This is a genomic window from Chitinophaga deserti (assembly GCF_003149455.1).
GTDB lineage: Bacteria > Bacteroidota > Bacteroidia > Chitinophagales > Chitinophagaceae > Chitinophaga > Chitinophaga deserti.
Map to the genome: position 1 here is coordinate 1 of NZ_QFFK01000016.1, position 21,526 is coordinate 21,526.

Genomic DNA, 21,526 nt, shown 5'->3' on the forward strand with positions numbered 1-21,526 from the left:
CGTGTGTGCCGCCGCATGGCGGGTGGTGGCGGGAAATGCTCCAACGTCCTTAGGTGGACAATCAACACAATCTTCTTTAATCTTTAAAATGTAAACAGATGGATCTGTTATGGTTTATGAATCCCTCTTTGGGAGCGGATTACGGTACGTTTAATTGTTCGGTATGCGGGGATGCCTTCCATTACTCGCCTCGTCTGGTATGCCATTGCAATGGGTGCGCCATGCGGGAGCTGGTGGCGCTGGAGCGCTTGGAGGCAGATGCGGGACAGCGGGCGACGTATAAGCGGGCATATACGATGCTGGAGGATCTGTAGTCAGCGGCAGGGGATGGCGGGTGGTGGTGGGAATGTTTTTCTAAATAAATGTCCCTGTTCTTGGAATGAGGAGTGGAAGATTCGATTTTTGCCTCGACCCTGACGGGCATAAAAGGTGCCAGAACAAATGAGCATACTATGCCCAGTAGAAAACAATCTTCCCGGATCACCTACCGACGCCATAAAACCGGGGTAGAAATCAGCGGTGACAGTCAGGACGTGAAATCCCTGATAGAGCGGGACTTAAAGCAGTCGCATCTGCGCAAGTGCCTTTACGTGCTTTTGCTGGCACCGTTTACCTGGTTACTTCGTTTATGTGGGTGGCAGCAGTAGTGCATGACCTGCCGCGAACGGCGGCGCTGGAATATCACCCGGCGGTGGGATGGTCTTGGCGGATCATGGATAAAGCAGGTGGCCGGTTACCGGGTTCCAGGTACCTGATGTAGCCACCTGCTTTACCCATGATGATGTTGAATTTTTTCTTTCAGTTGGAAATAGACATATGAAAGAAAAAACTATCTTGGCGGAAGTTCTTTGAGAGAGACGGTGATATGGGATGCCGGGATGTGCTATAGGAAAAAAGTGTGGCGGTCTGAAGCTATGGGTTTAACGGCAAGGAGAATGATAATGAGGTAAAGGGGGAAGGGGCGCAGCAGGATTATGGTTTCCGTATTTATGATCCGCGCTTAGGTCGCTTCTTATCAGTTGATCCACTTACGAAGAGATTTGTGTTCTATACTCCGTACCAGTTTGCCGGAAATAAACCTATTCTGGCGGTCGATTTAGATGGTTTGGAAGATGAATGGTTTATGAAAGTATGGAATGCTGGACCAAATCAACTCACTGCATTTGGTCATAATTTCATAGAGGAGAAAATAAGTAATGTAGCGTTATTTACAACAGGTGTGATTATGCCAGTAATGAATCAGGCATATGTAATTTATAAGGAAGGGCCACATCCAGGTGGTGCATATGATCCAAATAATAAAGTCGATTGGGCTGTACCTTACACTATTAAGCTTAATGGTTGGTCCATCGAGGCAGTCCCTCAGGGGCATTTGATGTATGGTGATATTTCTTTTGATGAAGGGAAACAGGTGATGGGGGCTGCATTTGAAGTATTTACTATTGGATCACCCAAACTCCCATTTTCATCAAAATTTGGTAGTAGTGTAGTTCAAAAGTCGGCAGATAAAGCAGTAGATTTTTTAGGTAAAGATGTTGTACTTCCAGAAGCTATAAGTGGGGCATTGGAATCTGTTCAACTATCACCGCCCAAGCCGGCAAACGATGGGGCCTCTGATAAATTAGGTGGTATTGTTTCTAATACATCTTCGGAGTCTCAGGTAGGCCCAGCACCCAATCAAGTAGTGCCAATGCGAGATTTAGGCAGCTTAAATTTATTCCCATGGATGAATAAGGATGCATCGAAACCAAGTAATCAATCTGAAACTACTGGACGCAGCCAAAGCCCACATCGAGCACATGCCGAACGGCAGCGTGAAAGAACAAATTAAAATACATTTTAACAATGGAATCTATATTGAAATTATTTCTAGGGATGATGTTTGTGATATGTGCACCTGGTGCGTTTGTTATTTGGGTATTCACGAGGCCTAAAAAATCATTTAAGCAGGTTTATGACGAGGGTGGTGCATATACTCAGATAACAATAACCTGCCTGTTAATTGGATTAATTCTATTTTTAAGATCACTATTAAATTAAGTTGGTGCTTTCTAAATACCTTTAAACTCTAGTTAACAAAGGTCGTGGACATGTGTTTTACAGGCTTTTCCTTGGATAAGCGAGTTTATATCATAAAATTTAGATTTACTAGTGAAAACCGGATGATCCATCTTCAATACTGAAATGGTTAGTGATTCTTTGCAAATTGGTAGTTGCCCATAGTATGGAATAGCAAGTGGAACGAATTATGTATGAACTTCAGAATGTAAAAGCTCAATTTGAGCATAAATCATATGCTGTAAGGAGTGATTTTATTGATGAGTATGATTTTAATGATGATCATCATCAGTATTATCGCGATTTTATTCTTAACAAGTCTCAGCACATTAAGGATCATATTTACCTGTCTGATCTGATAGATCTTTCCGGATGGTTGAATATTTATGAAGTTGAGTTGCAGTTAAGATGGTTTCAGCTTTTGAATGAAAAAGTTCACTATGTAATTAAACTTGCTGTACTGGATTACTTTAAGTACTGTGATAAAGATGTTGTTTTTGATGGCTATGGAGAGCAGCTCTGGATGTTACTTAAGAAACGACAACTTCCAATTGTAAAGAATCAAATCCTATATAATTTACTGTTGCTGGATTCGATATATGCAGAAGCAGCAGTGGTTGATTTAATTGCATCACTTAACTCTACAAATGATTGGCGTAGTTTTTACAGGGTTCTAAGTAATCTTGAAGATGTGCCGGTAGATGAAAATACTAAAAGTAAGATTTGTAGGAGCATTTACGCTATTTCGAAGCAGCGTGATCTGAGAGAAGGTACAATGGAGATGCTAAAAAAGATATGTAATTTTCGGATTAACTTTGAAAGAGGTCTGGATGGCTTCCTTCGAATGAATAAGCAGGAAGAAAGCTTATTTGAAGCAGAAGAGTGGGCCGAATTGGGAGGTGTTTATAGGATCTGGTCATTTCCCGGAACGGCTTAGCCGCACCGTCATTCATAATTTCCGTGAAGGATAAACTGAATGTGTTATGTGATAATGCATCTACAATAAACCTGATAAAAGAATTCGCCAATAAGTAAGTATTGCTACTTGGACCCGTGAGGTAAACTGAAGATTGGGATTCACTGTTCGATGGGACATCCTTAGCGGTATTGTATATATCAGGGGCGTGACCGGAACACCTTTTACTTATTTCAAACATCCCATAACCTATAGAAATTATGCATACAATAACAAACTCATAATCCAGGGTTATCAAACCAGATCATGTTCGAGTAATCCACCAAACTTATGAATAATGAAACACCTCTTATTGTTAAAGGCCCTATGCCTCGTTATACCCTTTGCTGCCAGCGCCCAGTCTAAGATCAGATCCGGGCCGGATACGGTAGCTATCTCACAAACAGAATTCGTCATCCGCAATAATACCCGCGATGTGAAGGGCTTCCTGTTCAATACGGGGAACGGTAAAACTGCTTTCAGGGGTACCGGTAAAGCCGTACAGTTTACGGCCGGTACACAGGGTGCGCCTGTTGCTGGTACTACGGTTTATACGAATGTTGTTTTTAAGAGCAGCCGTGTTAAAGCATGGCGCAACGGGTATTTACAACCCAATGCTGACCTGAATGGCATCCGCTTCAATCCCGCTCTTGGTGCCATCACTTTCCACCCTGCATTGGCGGCGAACGACCGTATATACATCGAATCCATTTTTGCCACAGAAGATTAACCTATAGACATGAAGTTAATATCCCTTTTATCCCTCTTGTTATTGACCACTGCGGTATCGGCGCAGAGCCTCCGTTTGGAGCAGGACACCGTGCGTGTCAATAATGCTGAACTCGTTATCCGCAACTCCACCAGCCAGGTACCCGGCTACCTGTTCAATGCCGGTAACGGTAAAACCCAATTCCGCAAGCTGGGTAAATCTATTGAGTTCCGTGCCGGAGAAGCAGGCTACCCCGCTGCGGGCGATTCTGTTTACCAGTCGGCCTCCCTTGCCAATTACTATGTGCGCGTTATGCGCAACGGTCTCCTGCAGTACAGGCACGCAACCCAGGGAATTGGCTTTGTGGAGTCGGAAGGGAAGATCATCTTCCGGCCGGCACTTACAGCTAACGATCATATTCATATAGAAGCCATCGCAGGCATGGATCTCACTATTGAAGGCGGTGAGGGCCTCCCGGGAGAAACACCCACAGGCGGAGGTAACCCGTTGCGGTTATTGGCGGGCGCAGCGCATAATGTGAATAATACTTTCACTTTACGCTGGACTGTCAACGCCCAATCACTCCACGTATCTCCGAAGATCGTGGGCATAGGTTCGTCTACCCTTGCGGGGTACGGCCTGAATGCGCCTAACCGCTTTGGTGATCTTATTGCCGCCTGGCTGGGAGTGCATACTTACGCCGCCGCATGGAGTAACTTCGCCGTATCGGGCAGCACCTCGCAAAATATGATGCGTGTGGCAGAAGGCGGTATCGAAGGACGGAACATTGAAACCGCCCTCGACATGAACCCCGATTTTATCTTTTTATCCCTTGCTTCCAATGATGCTTCCTTTGATGTGACTGTCGCACAAAGCATGGCGAATTACCGCCGGCTGGATGAACTGGCCAAGGCCAGAGGCATCCCTATGTTCATTGAAACCACACAGCCCCGTACACAGCTGAGCGCCACGCAGCAGCAACTTCTCAAAAATCTGGCAGATAGCATCCGGAAAGCATGGCCCGACCGTTACGTGGAAGGTTTCACACCCTTCGCAGGACCAGGCGGAACTGCCGTTATCCTTCCCCAGTATGACCTGGGCGATGGTGTGCATCTGAATGCTGCAGGGATAAAGATCCTCGCAGGAAACCTCTTCGAACGCTGGCTGGACTATTTCACTTCCATCAGGGGAGTGAAGCGTTATCATATCGATTCTTCACTCAACGGTACCGCATGGGCGCCGTTTTACATCGAGGAAGACAATAACATCGTTAAACGCACCTTCCCGCGGTACAATGCCAATCCGCAATACTACCGTGTACGTGCCGAGTTGAAAGACGGATCATTTACTCCTTATGCCACTCCCGCAGTGCTGGCTGCTGCACCTACGTATAATGGGCCCGATACCAGCAAGTTCACACACCGCTTACTCATTGACCTTGGTGGCGACGGCCTCACTACCCTCAACGGAAACGGGGTGAAAGACGGTAAACCTATGCCAACGCCCGACTCCCTCGGTAAATACTGGAACAACTGGTTCGGTATAGGCGGAGTGGCCGGGTTTGCAGACAGCTCCTATCTCAACAACCTGGTTACTACCAAAAATGCCATCACTACCATGAGCGTTAAGCTCATCGGTTTGCCGCAGGGTACTTTCGGTGCTTCCCTCACCAAGTCCATCAACTATAATGGTTTCACTAAAGGGATGGGCGAATATCCCTGGCAGGCCTTGTATGATAACGTGTTCTTCCATAATTCTATCAATCCCAACGGGGTTGTAATCCGCGTCAAAGGCCTGAACAGCGCCAGCAAATACCACATCAAGCTATGGGGGGCACGACTGGACCCCAACAGCTCTGGCGCAAGGTCGCTGGAAGTGAAGCTGGGGCATGAAAACTGGACCACGGCACAGTCATTCAACGCCTGGTATCCCAATAACAATGCGGAACCGGATGAAGCAAAAGCTATTTGGTTGTCTGGAATCACCGGCATGGATTCAGTGGATATTGTGCTGAGGGTGGCTGCTGGCAGTACCTTCGGGCACCTCAGCTTCCTCGATATCGGGGTAGAAGGCAGTGTGCCACTGAAGCCATCCATCATCATGCGGGATACCACCACCACGCTGAGCACCATGCAGCTGACGGCTACCGCCATCAACGGTGCAGTTATCAATACATACACATGGTCACAGGTGTCTGGTCCGTCTACTGCCACAATCAGCAACTCCGGCAGTGCTGTGGCCAATATCAGCGGACTGTCGGTAGGGTACTATGTATTCAGGGCATCCGGGGTACATGCTGGTGAAACGCTTTCCAAAGACGTAACCGTTACGGTAAGACCGCAGGATATCGGCCGGAAAGTAATGCGCGCCTACTTTAGTAAAACTGCCGCGGCACCCATCCCCGGGTGGTTCAACGTACCTGGCAACCCGCATCAGGTGAGTGTGGTAATGACTGATCCCGCTACTAACTGGACGATCGACAACGTAGCCGGTAACACTTCATTCTGGACGCCTTTCTCGGGCAACAGTGCCTTTGATGCCGATGGTACATCTACCGGTAACAATTCAGGTGTAATACCAGATATAGCCCTCGCAGGTGCCTGGTATGTATATTACCGGAACTATGTACCCGGAGAAGACAACCTGTTGCTAAAAGGCCTTAATCCTGCCAAAACCTATACGCTGCGCCTGTATGCTTCGCGTAACAGTGTAACGGTGGGAGGAGAGAAGCGGTATGGATGCTGGAGGATCAATGGTGGATCTGAGCTGTTGCAGAATGCAATAGATAACACGGCGACAGGTACATCTGTTACCGGAGTATCGCCCAATGCACAGGGCACCATCCGGATTTCACTGAACGTACCGTCGTCCACAAATACCTATGGAAACTTCTCCCTGCTCAATGCAATTATTGTAGAGGAAGAATAGTGTATAAATTTAATATGATACAGACATGCACGTTAGGTTCACCTGCGCGCATGCCTGTTTATCACACGTTTCTGCCATTCTTGCCAAAAGCCTGTGATATTCTGTGTATAAATGCTTAAATTGCTATACCGCTGCCAAAATGCAGCAGGAAACCGAACACTACCAGTAACCTATACCATCATGCAGACAATAACCCGGTTGCAGTTTTATCCATGCTGCACGCTTTCAGAATCGATTCCCGTTTCATGCTTTATGTTTTACATACGCCCGCCGGTTGTTAACCAGTTAGCATAAGCAATGCTTATTCATATCGCTGGACAAATCAATTCTTTCAATTTCCTTATTATCAGATCATGCGTACTTCCAAAAGAGGGCTCAGCACCTTCCTCTGGTTTATATTTTTAATGGCCTGCTATGCTTTCCTTGGTATCGGGAAAGATGCCAGCAACAATGAACTCATCTATTTCCTGCATTATGTATTGATGGGCCTGATGTTCGTCATTTCTATTCCCATTCCTGACCTTATTCTGAGGAAGAAGCAGAAGCAGGCCGACTGTCCGGTTGTGCGGTGCAGGAGTGCTTACTGGCCGGAGAACTGGCTTTACCGTTGCTTTGTTGTGGTGGAAGACGGGGGTAGGAAAAGGATATTCAGCAAACTGGCGCTTTCCAAATGCCCCGAGCGCCAAACCGTATACTACTACAATACTTTCGACGGTCAGTATAAAGTGGTGGACAGTATCGCGCTGTTTATGCGTATTGTGATGATTGTGTTGTTGTATTTGGTGTTGCAATATGGGTTGCCGATGTGGGGAGATAGGATTAATTAGTTGGCATGGATAATAATGAGGAAGAAGTGGAAATATTTAATGAATTATATTCTTGTTAGTAAAAGGATTAGGGATTTGTCTATCCAGTTGCCAGATTTAATGGAAGCATAAATAAGAGTTGACTTTTACCTGTCTAATAACCAAACAAAACAGGGATAGTATCAATTGCTTATTCAACTAACGTAGCTCCAAATTCACATGGAACACCTTAAGCTATGGATAAATATCAAAATGTAATAAAATATATTAAGGCAACCCTGAATCAATGTAGGCCGTTTTTAATTCATGAAAAGACAATAGTGTATGTCGAGCATTATTTAAAATATGGTGAATATGAGATGGCTTTTGAAATTTTGTTTCTTGGAATAATGGATTCTGGTAAAGTTCCTATGATCGATGTTAATAAAGGAATGGAAGTTGCTAAGCTACTAAGGTTAGATAAAGAAACTATATATGATGTGAATTTCTGGACTAATTTTAAGGTGTTTATGCAATTATAAAAACTAAAATGTAAACACATGATAAAGAGCAATCAACTAACGGTTGCGGCCTTTTTGTATGATGGCGCAAAAGACTTGCTGGAAGAAAATAATAGTAAATTAGAACTGCCGACCAGCGATTTGTTTTTTGGATGCATCAGGGGTACCAGTTTGCCTTTTTTAATTTAGATGATGGAGATGATCCCAGGGTATACTATTATACTGAAGTGAAGGCTGATGATGGATTTGTGTTAACTCATCAAAAACTTAGCGATTTCTATCTTGACCGAATAAGGGATTCAGGATTGGAAATTCCACAGATGTATGCGCAGTGAGGTTTGATCTCCATAAATCCCTAGAATTCCTTCGTCCTGTACCCAATATCGACTCAATAAGGAATAGAGCCTCCATTATTTATAATCAGGAAAAAGTCTAAATGAATATGTTTAAGTCAAGATACGAATTGATATTTACCGGAGGTATTTTGGTTGTAATACTTATATTCATTGTACGCAATACTATAACAAGTGCTGAAATTGATAAGAATGGCGTTTTCGTATTGGGCGAAATTACTGAAGTACACAGAAGTAAGAATGGGCTTTTAGTAAAGGGATGGACATCGTATAAGAATGAGATTTATAACATTAGCGCCAAGCCTGGGTTTACTTTTAATGTATATGTTGGGAAGAGGTTTTTTATAAAACTACGACCGGATAACCCGAGAGACTTTGATTATGTTGTTGACCGGGAGGTGCCTTTCTGTATTGATAGTGCAAAAAACATGGGAGTTGTTTGGGAAAAGCTTCCTTATTGTAATTAAGTAGGTAACACTGTTTTAGCTTTTAATATTTTAGTTTTTCTCTCCTGTATAGTGCACCCAATCGCTAGACTTACTATATTTAAGGACGGCTTCCAACCGCCAGAACTTAAATATGCCCTCCACTTACCACATAGAGCACCATTCATCAGAAGACTTCCTCGTTTACCAGGAGTCCTCGCTGCTGCTGACGGTTCGCCGGAAGCGGGGATGGGATGGCGTGTTGCGGTCGGAGTTCTTTTTGGGGGAACAGCGGATTCTTGCCGCCAGTCTTTCTGAAATATTCTGGACCTGGAAGCTGAAGATCACTTTTGCGGATCCGGGGTATCCAATTGCACCGGAAGGGAAAGGGGTAGGGAAGTTCCGCATCCCGGATGGGGTGATGGAAGTGAAGCGGCGGGCGCTCTCCAACCCCGTTATAACATTCTGCCTGAACGGGGAAGTGGCGGGGCAGGCCAATATGAATCTCCGCAAAGCCGAAGCACCGTTTGAATACGACGCATACCTGGATTGCCAACCCGAAGCAGGCCTCTTTTTTATCCTCGCCATGATCCTTTCTGAATCCGGTATGGCCGGCTGATCAGAACACCTCCAGTATCCTGGCGCTTCCTGCATACTTCACGTGCACTATCTCGCCGTATCTGTCCGGCATACCCATTTCTATGCCTATTCCCGCAACAAATGAAGCATTGTCCGGTACCTGGCCGGTCAGCTGCACGGTGAGCTGTGTTCCCTCCGCATTAGCCTCCTGGTGGTGCCATTCGGTCCTGGCCGGGTGCCCATGCCCAAACCCGGTGTAGGTGCTTTCAAATCCTCTTTCTCCATGTATAATGTCGCTCGTAATCCCAAGGGACAGTACGATCCGGTAATACGGCGCTTTCCATGGGAGGCGCAGGTTAATACCGGGGGTAATTGCCGGCAGGGTGATGGTGGCGGTCAGCTGCTGCCTGTCTGTTTGTATGGGTATGTAATCACGGAGAATACCCTCAAACGGATGATCCCTGTTCAATGTGAAGCCCTTTACAATTTCCCGGTGATGGGAGAGGAGAACGCTTCGTACACCCCTTTCGGTACCGGAGGGCTTCCGCTGTATTATCCTGAATAACTGGTTTAATGCCCCGGTAAAGTTGGGATCCCCCAAATGAAGGAGCGGACTAATGGCATGGCGGAAGGAGTTCGTCATTTTGTTGCAGGCGCCGAAGTCGGACAGGTTCTTCCGGGTCATGTCAAACCCCGGGTCCTCCAGGAACTGCTTTTTCGAAGGACCGCCCGGCCTTCTGAGGATCAGCTTGTCTGATCCCTTCCTCCGATAGGCGGTCAGGTTACCCAGAATAGCGGGCAGATCAAGATTAGAAGTCGCTTTAGACATAGTGTAGTTTGCTTCTAATAACAGTGTACTTACCGGAATGTTTAGGGAATGCGTAGGGAATGAAAAGAGTATGTCTAGCCTATATCTAGCCTCTTATAAGGTCTAGACATAGGCTAAATATAGGCTAGACAAAGGCTAGATATAGGCTAGATATATCCGGGATTTCCCGGCAATTGCAAGCAGGTTACAAGGAGTCTGGGATATGTTAAGCAGGGGGGCTGGCTAAGGGGCCATCGGGAAAAGATATTTTAAAATATTTATGGGATACGGGGGATGGGGTGATTGGTTATGAAAACGGCACAACTCATCATTCCACACTGCATTTGATTCAGTTAAACATATATTTATAATAATATATTAAGCTAATAATCAATGCGTTCGCTGTGCAGGATATTTTGAAATATAAGAATTAACCATATATTTACACCGCGGTTTAACCTATACCGCTAACCTATGCAAACTGAACGTCCAATGAAGCCCTTGGTGTTGCCGGATTATGGCGCGCAACGTTCGCAGCGGACTACTTTTTGCCCCAGCTATCAGACAGAATTTTTAATTGACAACCGTATGGATATTTTAGCGTACCAGGACTTTCACGCCATTCGTCTCAGCGATTTTTACGATGGTCCTGATTACCAGGAGGTGGAAGATTACGACTTCATGGGGGAACTATGGGTAGGAGAGCTTGTTGGCTTCAACACTTTTCTGCGGCCCGTATCCATCCCCGATGAAACACGTGCTGTTTCCCTTGATTTTACCAAAGACCACGACGGTATGGCCCTTCGCGTACTGGAAGCCCTGCAGCTACCCCTGCCTGCTAATTGCACACAGTCGCAGATCACGGCATTGCTGGGAGAGCCCCGCAAAGTGATCAAACTTGCGAAAGACACGGTTACGATGGACTTCTCCATAGGAGAACGTTTCCGTTACTTCCTGTCCTGCACCATTCACCAGGTGAACGGCCTTATGTACCTCGATGTAGTCAATGAAACCGGTGTCTTGCAAAAAACACCCAAAAAGAAAAAAGTGAAGGAAGAGAAAATGTAAGTTCTCCGCTTTCACATCCGGCGCCATGCAGGCGCGGCATACTTTGCTTTGCGCATTGTCCGCGCTGCCTGCCGCTTATTTCTATTAAACCCGGAACCAATTCTCGGTAATGCCGGCGCACCCGGCCCGCATACTTTTTCCCTCTACACTGTTTCCTCACACCAATAGCCTTACCCGGGATGTTTTTTAGCATGCCTGGAAATGCGCATTCCATGTAACAGGATGTATTTCCCGTTTATGAAAAGTCCCATCTATTCTGCATACCCCCGGCCGGCGAGGGGATATGCAGTTTTATCAGCCATTTATGGGCTATTTACACGAATGCTTTTGAAGATAAAATCTGCCTGCAATAATAGATATGTAATAAATGTATATACGAATATTTAATTTGAATATTTGTAAAATATGGCCGTTGTGTTGATGAAAAGTGAAATATTTAATGGCGCAGTGTGTAATTAGTGACATTTTGAATTGAAAAAACTATTTTTAGGAAGCCTTTAGTTGAATTATCGCAATTTGTATATGATATCCCTTGCCTTTTGGCCCGAGGCGGGGAGACAGGCGGTGAACCAACTTGCATGTATGTGAAAGCCGTCTGGCGCTCTCTGCCTCAGGTCCTTTAAAAACGATGCCGTGCCATGATCAGTGTGACTGCTGCCATACAACAAATTACCGCCTGCCGGACCAGCTGGGGTAAATCCATACGCACTACCGCAGAAGCCCTGGGTTGTGTACTCGCAATACCTCCGGCTTTTGATGGAGCCGGTCCTTCTCCCGAATTAATTTTACCATTACCCGAGGCAGGCACCCGCCTTACCGGGAGGCAACTGGCCCTGCTAACAGATATGGGTATTGCCCGCGTTTCCGTACAGGCGCCACCGTCTGTCGTGTTTATAGGAATCGGGGAGGGAGATGGAAGTACCCATCCGCAGATCAACCGGCTTACGGTTGAAGGGGCACTCGCCCATTACGGTATCCCGCTTCACCCGGGCATTTTTGTTACAGCAGGCACGCCTGCGCTGCAAAAAGCAGTTGAAGAATCGATGGATGCCGATATTATGATCATTTGCGGGAACATTCCGCCCAAAATGCTGACAGATGCCGGCGTAGAACAGGTTTTTAACCGCGTTAAGGCGCATCCCTGCCAGCCTTTCTGGTTCGGGTACAGTCCAACGAAAACGCGGGTGTTCCTCATGCCCTCCCATCCTTTTGCGGTGCAGGTGGCGGTTAAGTTATTCCTGGAATCTTATCTGAAAGCCTGCTGGTCCATGGGGCCCATTAAGCCATGGCTGCTACCGTATACAGAGCACCGTTCCCCCGTTGTGCAGCTGGATGAATACCTCCCGGCTGCCACGGTTCACAGGAATGGGCTGAAGGTACGCGCCATGTCGTTTTCCGGTAAAACGGATATTGCTGCCGCTGCGCGGGCCGATGGCATCATTTGTCATAGTATAGAACTTGGCAGCCTGGAGCCTTCTTCACTGGTGCCTTTCTTCCCCTGGCACGATCCTTCCTGACCTGCATTTCCCCCAAACACAAAACCCGTTACACTTAGCGGGGAAGCTGAAGTATAACGGGTTACGTTATGTTTTTGATGATTTACTTTTAGTTGAACAGCCGCACTTTTATACCCAGACCGAAGTTGCCGCCGTAAGCATCCAGTCCGCCGCGCTGGTTGGTATAGCTGGCCTGTACCTGTATGGAATTCTTGAACTGGAAGCCCACACCGCCGGTTACCGCCTTGTTGGTATGGTATAACCCGAACACATTCACAAGGTTCCGTGCAAAACTCACTTTGGCACCGGCATCCACGACGCTCTGGCTGCCTTTCATAACCCGTAAGCTAACCAATGGCTCAATAGAAGAGATCTTATAGCTCTTTGTACCAAACTTGTATGATGCTGTTACCGCGAAAGTGGATTGTCCGCGGGGTTCCTTTTCATCGATGTTCTCGAAAGTGCGGGTCACGTCAGGCATGGTGGCCTGCAGGGTGAGGTTGCGGTTGGTATATGCGATGCCGAGGTCGGCTCCGATAGCGTTCTTGTAACCGGTGTACCCTTTCAGGGCTGGTTCTTCCGGGATGCCGGGTTTGGATTTTTCCACGCGCTTATTATCCAGCGAAATGGTGGCGCCCACGTGGAGGAATTCCGTTCTGTCTTCATCGAGGGGAGTGTGGTAAGCATACGACATGGCCACACGGGTTTGCTTCAATGGACCAGCCTGGTCGTTGAAAACCGTGAGCCCCACACCAAGGGTGCGCATGAGCTGGTAATCGCCGGTAAGGGCAAAGGAAACCGGGGCCCCGTTGGTTTCTTTCCATGCTTTGCGGTAGGCCATACTAAGACTAAGGCCCGTATCGGCACCTGCCAGGGCAGGGTTACCCAGGTATCTGTTTTCAAAATATTGCTGAGGGAGCGGGGCCTGCTGGTCGAACAAGCGCTGGGCCTGTGCCGCGGCCGGCAGTATCAGAGACAGTAATAAAAGGCAGAGTTGTGTAGAAAGTTTCTTCATCTGCTATTGTTTGGGTACAGGAATAATTGAGTTAGTATCATCCGGATATGCTTACCCGGACAACAAATATAGTATTAAAGCTTAATTGAACAAAAACATGAATATGAAATAAGCGCCATGAAAGCCGCTATGGGTATGATTTTGGGGCGAATTGATAATCCAGATGAATTAGAAGCAATAATTGATTAAGTATTGATAATCAATAATATGACAGTTTAGTAATTTGCTATATAATTAAATATAAAAAATATGTAAAAAATATTTGGAATGATGCTCCAACCGGTAGCTTTTGGGAGCTAACCGATTGGAGTAAAATGTGAAGCCGGGGTAAAATCAGAAGGGATATCCGATGGCAATATTGAGAATCAGGTTCTTTTTCCGCCAGTCACCATCCCCGAAATCGATCTCTTTGAAACTCCATTTGAAGGGCTCTCCATGAACCTCGCTGGGTTTACGGAGAGGGAAGGCTAAATCGAACCTCACCAGCAGGATGGATGCATCGATACGCAGGCCAAGCCCCGTACCAACGGCTATTTCTTTATAAAACCGGTTGAATTCGAATTGCTGGTAGTACTTATCTGGCTTAGCATTACCGAGCCAGATATTGCCCGCATCCACAAAGGCCGCCAGTTCTATCAGCTTCTGGATCTTGTACCGCAGTTCAGAGTTATATTCCAGCTTAATATCACCCGCGGCATTGGCTAGCAGGAGGTTAGTGCCTTCTGTGGCAGGAGGCGTACTGCCCGGCCCCAGCGTTCTCGCCCTGAATGCACGGATGCTGTTACTACCCCCGGTAAAGAACTGCTTGATGAATGGGAGGGTTGGCGGCAGTAAGGGTTCTGCTACCGATCTGCCATAGGCATATCCATACCCCACATACAAACGGTTCACCCAGCGGAGGTTATTGCCCAGCATCCAGTAGTGCCTGCCATCCACATTGGCGCGGATGTATTGGGCAAAGTCCTGTCCGAAGATCTCCTTGGCATCGTTCTCGTCTTTCTTGGCAAACAATCCCACAAGGTTGCCCGATACATCGAGGTTGAATTGTGCGAAGAATGAATGGTATCTGGTGGGTGCCTGATTATTGAACGTCAATGTATAGTTACTGCCGAGAATGAACTGTTTGGCAATAGACTGTTTAAGTGCCGGGTCCAGTTCCTGCTGCACCAGGAAAGTATCCGAAAGGTTAGACGGCAGGGTGTAAGTAACGGATACCGGGTAGAGGGTGTGGTCCAGATAACGCGTTTGTTTCCAGATATAACCGTATTGAGCCGTCATCGCATTGAGGGTGTACATTTCAGGCCGCCTTAATAATTCATAGCCAAGGCTCACCCTTGTACGCGGTACATAAGGAGTACGGGGATTGAACTGGATGACAGGTGTGAAGAACCTCGGCATCGTGATGGCTACTTCCGCATTGAGACTGTATGCATTAGTGGATAGCTGCGTGGTTTTACCGCCTACCTGCGTTTCAAAACCGCCGCCGAGATTGATCTCCAGTATATTGGCTTTCTTCTGCAGGTTTCTGTTCCGTGCAGATATCTTCAACTGGCTACCCACAAACCCATTCGATTTGGAGGTACCGCTCACCTCAAACTGCAACGAGCGTTTGGGATATGGGGTCAGGTAAAAGCGTGCCGCCAGGAGGGAGCTGTCGCGCAGGGGCCTGAAGTTGCCCCGCACAAACTTAAATGCTCCAAGGTTTACGAGGCGCTGCAGGGTTATGTTATGCGAGCTGAGGCGGTATAAACTGTCTTCTTGCAAAAACACCGACCGGTTGAATACCACAGGCTTAAACAGGGAGTCCGGATCTATCACTTTATAACCTCCATAATCCCGCGATTCCTGAGATTTAAGAGCGCTATCCCGGCTAAGGTCGTAGTTGGGAAATACTTCCACCGTCCGCATCCAATACTGGCGCAGTGCCGTGGATGGTGTGCCGGGCTTCACTTTCACGTAGAGGTCTACCTGTCCCTTCAGGGTACTGTCTATCTGCACCAGCATATAATCCGGCGTGAAGTAATAAAAGCCCTGTTCTTTCAGGGTATTGTGTATCCGTTCACGTTCTTCTTTAATCCGGTCGAGGCTATAGAAATCATTGGGTTTCAGCAGCGTTTCCTTCGCCATCTGGATAATCAGTTTACTGATGATACCGGTATCCGTATCGAACCGCACGCGGTGGATGCTATAGCGGTGGTTGGGGGTTACAATAAACTGAAGACTGGCTTTCTTCTTTCCTTTATACTTTACGGAATCTTCCATTTCCACCTGGAAGTACCCGTTATCTTCGAGGTAGCTGCCGAGTATATCAGAAGTACGTTTGGGCCTTGTCTGACTCAGGAGCACGGGGGCTTCGCCCCACTTCTTACGAAGCAGGTAATTGAGGCCTTTGCCTTTTGGTTCGTTACCGAGGTTGTAGAGCCACAGCTTAAAGGGCATACCGAGAAACTTGCGGTTGGGGGAAGGGCGTACCCTTTCGGCCATACCCGATTCCAGGGCGCTCATATCTTTTGGGCGATCTTTCTTCTTTTCCTGCCATTTGATATCGTGGCCGGTATACAGGCGGTCGCCCTCCGGCACGGTCCGGGTGGTGGAACAGGCAGAAAGCGTTAGTAGCCCAATGGTGAGGATGCGGATATATCTGTTGGTCATTACTCTCTCAGTTTTTTCTTCTTGGCCTGTTTCGCCGGTTTGCCAAATATTTCGCGGAATTCGTTGTAATCCATGATCAGCATGAACGTAAGCCCCGTTTCCACTACCTGCCCCTGAATCACGGCATCCGTCATGTTACGCTGGTAGGCGCGTACCCGGTACCTGCCATCTGCAGTGAGCTGGTATTCGGCAGACATGTCGCCGATGATAGAGCTGGCATCCTGCCCCTGCGTTTGCGCGCCGGAGATACCGATATTGGAGCCCACGCTAACGGTAAGCCTGTCGTTGAAGAGGCGTTTGGAAACATCCACCTTCAGATTGGTATTTTCTTCCCGTCTGCCGGCATCGTTGAAGCCTTTATCGCTTTCGAGATCGAAGTTGACATCGAATCCCTTAATAAGGCTGCCGGCGAGGTTGTTGAGTTGCTGCGAGAGGATCTTACTCACGGAGCTGCGGGCAATATCTTCCGCCGGGTTGCCACCGCTGGTCAGGCTTTCGAAGGGGTTGTCGGAAATAAAGCGGTTGAGTACCAGCAGGCCCATTACCTGTTTATTCAGCTCGGATTCTACCTGGTTGATCTGTTTGATGCGGGTATATACCACTCCACCCAGCACACCCTGTTCCCGTTCGGGCATATCCAGCTCGAAAGCAATATCAGGCTTCAGCAGCTCGCCGGTGATCTTCAGATATACTTCCACCGCTACTTTCTGACGGAAACGGTCTTGTCTGGTTTTATCCTCTCTTTCCATAGCATCTCCTACGAGATCGCCTGCTACGGGGTTTACATCGTATTTGGCTCTGATATTTACATCAGCGCTCATGGGGTCGCCATTCCAGATAATGGTGCTGCCCTTCACGATATTAAACTCCCGCTTGATGAGCTGGTTGAGCGACATGGCGTATTTCCCTTCGTTGATCTCGTAACGGCCCGTGAGGCTCATCTTGCTGGAGGGGTCCATGGTGAGGTTAAGAGAAGCAGCGCCCTTCACTTCGAGGTAGTCTCCGTTCGACTGGTCGATGATCAGCTTCATGGTAGACTCCGGCGTTACCTCTACGTCTGCACTAACCACGAATCCTTTCAGTCCGGTAGGCCGTGCCAGGGTATCGGGCTTGGGTTTCAGGGAAGGATCGAGCCACATGGCGGGGTCTATGAATTGTACCACGCCGGCCCTGTCGGCAATGCCCGGTTCTTCTTCAGGCAGCATAACAGTGATCTGTGATTTCTCCCTGAGCTTCAGCTTCATCTGTACCCTTGGCAGATCGAGGGTACCGCGAATCTGTGCGGTTACATCCACGAAGGCAGGCCCGTAATAGTACTGATCTTTGTTATTAAGGTCCTGCGGCCCCAGCGCCTGGAAGTTTTCGGCGGTAAGGTCGAGGTTGAGGTTGAATGCTTCGTAGTCTTTGGTTTTGATATCTCCGGTAATCACCGCTTCGTTACCCGAACTGTCTGCAATCACGAAATTGTTGAAGCGCACACCGTTCTGGTCCAGCGTAAGATCTTCTGAAGGCAGGCGCATGATGCTGTTGATCATGGTGATGCGCCCTGCCACTTTCTCGAAATGCAGGCTGCCCCGGATCTCCGGTTTGTCCATGGTGCCGCGTAAGGTGGCATTGCCATTGATGAAACCACTCATTTCAGTTACGTTACCGAAAGTGAGGGATTGTATGCTCTTCATATTAAGCTTCGCGATATCGAGCCGCAGGTCCATTACGTCGGCATAGGTGCCACTCACTTTCAGGTCGTTATCATTGCCCTGCAGGGTAGCGTCCAGCGCCACAGCCATGTCGGCATTGGTATTGGCAGTGAGGGAGAGTTTGCCGAGTTGGGAGCCCATCACGGCCAGACTGTCTACCGTCAGCTTTCCGTCTATCAGCGGCGTTTTTTCAATATTGCTGACCGTGATGCTGCCGTTACTGATACCTTCCGCCAGGGCGGTATCGGTTTCAATGAGTGAGGTAACGGTGCTGAGGCGGAAATCTTTGAGCAATACGGTAAGGTCGGGGAGCTTAGCTCCTGCAGCAAGCGGGGAGGTAGTGATCTTCAGCTCCTGTGCGCCGCGTTGCAGGCCAATGTCTGCAAAGGCTACGCCTCCGTTTCGGATGAGCACCTGGTTATCGCCACTGATATTCCATTCCTGCCGGTTGAGCAGGAGGTCCTTTTTAAGGGATATCAATAAGCTGTCCTGCGCTCCCCAGCGTACGAGGCCGCCCATCCGGTACCTGGGATTCGTACGGCGGCCCATCACCATGTTCCAGTCGAGCAGCCCGTTGGAGGCTGTGAGGTCCAGCCGGGTGCGGCCCAGTGGTATCTGCGGGTGCCTTAACCTGCCGAGGAGAACATCTGCGGCCATCTGGCTGCTGTCTGCACTGATATTGGCTATGAGGGTGTCTACTTTAAAGGAGTCGTACCGCAGGCCGGGAACGGAGATATTGGCGAACAGCATGCTGCTGTCGGTATCCATCCGGCCATTCAGTGTCACTGGTTTACGCAGTTCCACATCGGGGAGCAGTTTGGCAAGAGATTTCGGGATTACGATGCTGCCGTTGAAATGGAGCCACTGGCTTTCCCTTTGGGGAACGGTTTTCGTTTTAGCGAAGGGCGGGGCGGTAGCGGCTTCCAGGTGGCGGGTTACCATATCTGTTGCCGCCATGGCAAAGGTCTGGTAGTTGAAATCGCCTTTGGCGGTAAGGAAACCGAACGGACCGGTAAGGTCGATGGTTTGCAGTCCGTCGGTTACACCGGCCTTCAGGAGGATGGAATCGAGGGTATACAGATCCTGATCGTCGGCCAGCTGTATTTTATGAATAGCCGCGAAGCCGGTGAGGCGCCTCGGACTGAGGTTACTTACTTCGGCATCGATGCAGGTTTTAATGGTCATTGGGCTGGTGGTCCAGTTAGTGGCCATGAGGTCCAGCTTGTCGAGGTCTGCCCGCAGCACAATTTCAGGGTTGAGGGTATCCAGCCTGCCACGCACATCGAAGCGGGCGAGGGCATTGGTGTCGCGGATATTCCCTTTAGCGGCATAGGCGCCATTAATAAGGGTTGCATCTGCGAGAATATTCCGGTAGGTATAACGGTTATAGGTAAACGTGAAGATGTTTACACCGGCTTTGATCCGTGCTTTATTGGGATCGGTTCCTTTACCATCTGCGTTTACCCTGCCGGAGAGGTTGCCCATGGCAGTATCGCCCAATATACGCCCAAGCTGCAGGCCCTGTGCATCGAGGGCTACCTTGTAACGGATCTTATCCATGTCGGTAAAGTCGGCCACCTCACCACGGATATTGGCATTGCCCATATCGGTTTTAACGGCGAGGTTAGGCTTCAGCAGCTGCATGCCTCCGCGGATAGAGCCATCCACATCGAGGCGGCCGGGCAGTTGCATCCCTGCCGGGAGGGTGTTGGGGGGCAACCACGAGAGCAGGCCCTGCCGGGTGCTGCGGAGCGTGAGGGTGGTGATATCGGCCCCCATTTTATCAGGATTGGTTACCTGGTAGGCGTCTCCTTTTATATAGAGGTAGTTTTTATCGTTGTCTTTAACTTCTATGCCGGGTATCTCCAGTTGGGCAAGACTGCCGCCCAGTTTACCCTTCAGGTCCAGCACCTTCTTCCAGAGGGGCTGCAGGGAAGGGTTGGAGCGCATGTCCGGCACAAAAAAGAGGGCTTCTTTCATGGCGATGCGGGAGGGGCGCACATCTGCCGTAATGCGCATGAGCTCCGGGTTGGTGGAAAGCGCCTCCCAGGAAGGGGTGAGGATCTGCAGGTCGGCAGCGATGTTACTGCCACTGGTTTGCAGGATAAAGTCTTTCAGCTGCGCCTCTTTGGGGGTATAACGTACCTGGCCGCTGAGGGCTTTCAGTTCAAGGCCGCTTTGCTCTTTCACAGATGCTTCGCGGACGGTGAGCAGGGTACTGTCTGCACTATAATACAAATTATTGGCTTCGAGGCGGAAGCCTGTGAGGCCGAGGTAATTATAATCCACAGCATCCTTAAAGCCGAGGCGCTTCGCGGTATGATTATTCATGGCGAAGCCGGTTTCTTTCACCGATATCTCTTTGGCGATTACTCTCCAGGTATTGGCGGAAGAAGTGTCGTCCGGGGTGGAAGTAGTATCGAGCGCCTGCCGCATATCGAGGGTGGCAGTGGTTTTCTCCAGCGAGAGATTGTCTGCCGTAATGAGCGTTTCCAATAAGTTGAACCGCATCCTGCGGAGGGCGAGGCGGCCGAGGGTGCCGGTGGTTTCCAGTCCGGTGCTTTCATCGGAATAGCTCCACTGGGTGTTACGGATCAGCAGGTCGCGCACGGCAAGGTTAAATGCGGCGGAGGTGGTGTCGGATATGGGGGGAGGCGGCGGGTCAGTTACAGGGCGGTATAATTGCCGGATGCTGGCATTGAGCCCTTCCACTTCAAAGTTCTTCAGGAAATATAACCCGTTCTCAGGCTGCAGGGTGTCAGGCGTGGCTTCCAGTTTGTTGAGCCTTATATTGGCCAGCATACCGCCCATGCTGTCGTTGTAGCGCACGTATATGCGGTCGAGTTGTAACTCGCCTATCTGGTATTTGAGCGTGGTGCCCGATTCTTCAATGAGGGTGTCTTCCACGGCGCCGGGGGAGCTGAAGGCGTCGATCACGAACTGGTAGTTAAAGGAGGAGTCGCGGAGTGGACGGTACACGTTCACCACGGCATCTTCCCAACGAAGGGTATGTACGTTGAGCTCGTTACGCAGGAGGGAGAGGAGGTTGTAGCGGACGGAAAGCTCACCGCTGGAAAGCAGTGTGTCTTTCCGGGTGTCTTCCACATACACGTCGGTCAGCGTCATGGTATTCCACCAGGAGAAGCGAAGGCCGCCGATGCGTACGTTCGTTTTAAGATGCTCCTGCAGGTACGTTTCGGCTTTCCCGCGCATAAAATTCTGCACCGGAGGCAGCTGCAATAAGAGCAGTACCACCACGGGTAACAAAATGAGCGTCAGCACAATTCCTATGATCCAGCGAAAAATTTTCTTCCGGCGGGGGGTATTCACGTAAGTATTACAGTTTTATATGGTGAAAGGTTAAGACAATGCTGCTTCAAATTCCGTACCTGCCGCAAAAATAAGGGTTTAAATATCGCGCCGCACAGGGAGAAGCCTGTAAATCATATATGTATAATTATAATGAAATGGAAAAAA

14 protein-coding genes and 1 pseudogene are annotated in these 21,526 nt (G+C 48.6%); 11 read left to right on the top strand and 4 right to left on the bottom strand.

Features of this window, described 5'->3' with window-relative positions; all coding sequences use genetic code 11:
* Positions 1-925 precede the first annotated feature (925 nt).
* From DEV76_RS24845 to DEV76_RS24885, 9 genes and pseudogenes are all read left to right on the top strand, one after another.
* A pseudogene (locus tag DEV76_RS24845) lies at positions 926-1,831 on the top strand (RHS repeat domain-containing protein); the annotation flags it as partial.
* Between the two features lie 417 nt (positions 1,832-2,248).
* Positions 2,249-2,995, top strand: a complete 747-nt coding sequence (locus tag DEV76_RS24850) for a hypothetical protein (RefSeq protein WP_157963102.1) — start codon at positions 2,249-2,251, stop codon at positions 2,993-2,995.
* Between the two features lie 316 nt (positions 2,996-3,311).
* The gene (locus DEV76_RS24855) at positions 3,312-3,743 is read left to right on the top strand and encodes a hypothetical protein (RefSeq protein WP_109700668.1); all 432 of its coding nucleotides are present in this window, start codon (positions 3,312-3,314) and stop codon (positions 3,741-3,743) included.
* 9 nt (positions 3,744-3,752) lie between these two features.
* Positions 3,753-6,650, top strand: a complete 2,898-nt coding sequence (locus tag DEV76_RS24860; protein WP_109700669.1) for an SGNH/GDSL hydrolase family protein — start codon at positions 3,753-3,755, stop codon at positions 6,648-6,650.
* A 353-nt stretch (positions 6,651-7,003) separates the two neighbouring features.
* Complete coding sequence (locus DEV76_RS24865) at positions 7,004-7,477, top strand: hypothetical protein (protein ID WP_109700670.1); 474 nt, start codon at positions 7,004-7,006, stop codon at positions 7,475-7,477.
* Between the two features lie 215 nt (positions 7,478-7,692).
* A complete protein-coding gene (locus DEV76_RS24870) occupies positions 7,693-7,977 on the top strand; it encodes a hypothetical protein (protein ID WP_109700671.1) in 285 nt (94 codons plus the stop codon).
* Positions 7,978-7,995: 18 nt separating this feature from the next.
* Positions 7,996-8,145, top strand: coding sequence for a hypothetical protein (locus DEV76_RS26045; RefSeq protein WP_157963103.1), 150 nt, complete (start codon positions 7,996-7,998; stop codon positions 8,143-8,145).
* A gap of 253 nt (positions 8,146-8,398) precedes the next feature.
* Entirely contained in the window at positions 8,399-8,776 is a 378-nt protein-coding gene (locus tag DEV76_RS24880; RefSeq protein WP_157963104.1) for a hypothetical protein, read from the top strand.
* Positions 8,777-8,888: 112 nt separating this feature from the next.
* Positions 8,889-9,353, top strand: a complete 465-nt coding sequence (locus DEV76_RS24885; protein ID WP_109700674.1) for a hypothetical protein — start codon at positions 8,889-8,891, stop codon at positions 9,351-9,353.
* On the opposite strand, the gene DEV76_RS24890 is transcribed toward DEV76_RS24885, so the two are convergent.
* Positions 9,354-10,142: a hypothetical protein gene (locus DEV76_RS24890; protein WP_109700675.1), complete on the bottom strand. Its 789-nt coding sequence runs from the start codon at positions 10,140-10,142 to the stop codon at positions 9,354-9,356. It abuts the gene before it with no gap.
* A gap of 567 nt (positions 10,143-10,709) precedes the next feature.
* Between DEV76_RS24890 and DEV76_RS24895 the strand changes: the two genes are divergently transcribed.
* Positions 10,710-11,189 (top strand): hypothetical protein, encoded by a 480-nt coding sequence (locus tag DEV76_RS24895; protein WP_109700676.1) that lies wholly within the window; start codon positions 10,710-10,712, stop codon positions 11,187-11,189.
* 638 nt (positions 11,190-11,827) lie between these two features.
* Positions 11,828-12,706: a MoeA family protein gene (locus DEV76_RS24900; protein WP_109700677.1), complete on the top strand. Its 879-nt coding sequence runs from the start codon at positions 11,828-11,830 to the stop codon at positions 12,704-12,706.
* Positions 12,707-12,794: 88 nt separating this feature from the next.
* On the opposite strand, the gene DEV76_RS24905 is transcribed toward DEV76_RS24900, so the two are convergent.
* The 3 genes from DEV76_RS24905 to DEV76_RS24915 all read right to left on the bottom strand — a co-directional run bounded on the left by DEV76_RS24905 (position 12,795) and on the right by DEV76_RS24915 (position 21,379).
* Complete coding sequence (locus DEV76_RS24905; RefSeq protein ID WP_109700678.1) at positions 12,795-13,700, bottom strand: PorP/SprF family type IX secretion system membrane protein; 906 nt, start codon at positions 13,698-13,700, stop codon at positions 12,795-12,797.
* Positions 13,701-14,033: 333 nt separating this feature from the next.
* Positions 14,034-16,352: a translocation and assembly module lipoprotein TamL gene (gene tamL / locus DEV76_RS24910; protein ID WP_109700679.1), complete on the bottom strand. Its 2,319-nt coding sequence runs from the start codon at positions 16,350-16,352 to the stop codon at positions 14,034-14,036.
* Positions 16,352-21,379, bottom strand: coding sequence for a translocation/assembly module TamB domain-containing protein (locus DEV76_RS24915; protein ID WP_157963105.1), 5,028 nt, complete (start codon positions 21,377-21,379; stop codon positions 16,352-16,354). Before DEV76_RS24915 ends, tamL begins: the two co-directional genes overlap by 1 nt.
* Positions 21,380-21,526: the final 147 nt, after the last annotated feature.

Bases quoted from the DNA above. Each gene is read 5' to 3' on its own strand.
- DEV76_RS24860 (WP_109700669.1), top strand. From the start codon at position 3,753: ATGAAGTTAATATCCCTTTTATCCCTCTTGTTATTGACCACTGCGGTA.
- DEV76_RS24850 (WP_157963102.1), top strand. From the start codon at position 2,249: ATGTATGAACTTCAGAATGTAAAAGCTCAATTTGAGCATAAATCATAT.
- DEV76_RS26045 (WP_157963103.1), top strand. From the start codon at position 7,996: ATGATAAAGAGCAATCAACTAACGGTTGCGGCCTTTTTGTATGATGGC.
- tamL (WP_109700679.1), bottom strand. From the start codon at position 16,352: ATGACCAACAGATATATCCGCATCCTCACCATTGGGCTACTAACGCTT.
- DEV76_RS24895 (WP_109700676.1), top strand. From the start codon at position 10,710: ATGGATATTTTAGCGTACCAGGACTTTCACGCCATTCGTCTCAGCGAT.
- DEV76_RS24870 (WP_109700671.1), top strand. From the start codon at position 7,693: ATGGATAAATATCAAAATGTAATAAAATATATTAAGGCAACCCTGAAT.
- DEV76_RS24890 (WP_109700675.1), bottom strand. From the start codon at position 10,142: ATGTCTAAAGCGACTTCTAATCTTGATCTGCCCGCTATTCTGGGTAAC.
- DEV76_RS24885 (WP_109700674.1), top strand. From the start codon at position 8,889: ATGCCCTCCACTTACCACATAGAGCACCATTCATCAGAAGACTTCCTC.
- DEV76_RS24855 (WP_109700668.1), top strand. From the start codon at position 3,312: ATGAAACACCTCTTATTGTTAAAGGCCCTATGCCTCGTTATACCCTTT.
- DEV76_RS24880 (WP_157963104.1), top strand. From the start codon at position 8,399: ATGTTTAAGTCAAGATACGAATTGATATTTACCGGAGGTATTTTGGTT.
- DEV76_RS24865 (WP_109700670.1), top strand. From the start codon at position 7,004: ATGCGTACTTCCAAAAGAGGGCTCAGCACCTTCCTCTGGTTTATATTT.
- DEV76_RS24905 (WP_109700678.1), bottom strand. From the start codon at position 13,700: ATGAAGAAACTTTCTACACAACTCTGCCTTTTATTACTGTCTCTGATA.
- DEV76_RS24900 (WP_109700677.1), top strand. From the start codon at position 11,828: ATGATCAGTGTGACTGCTGCCATACAACAAATTACCGCCTGCCGGACC.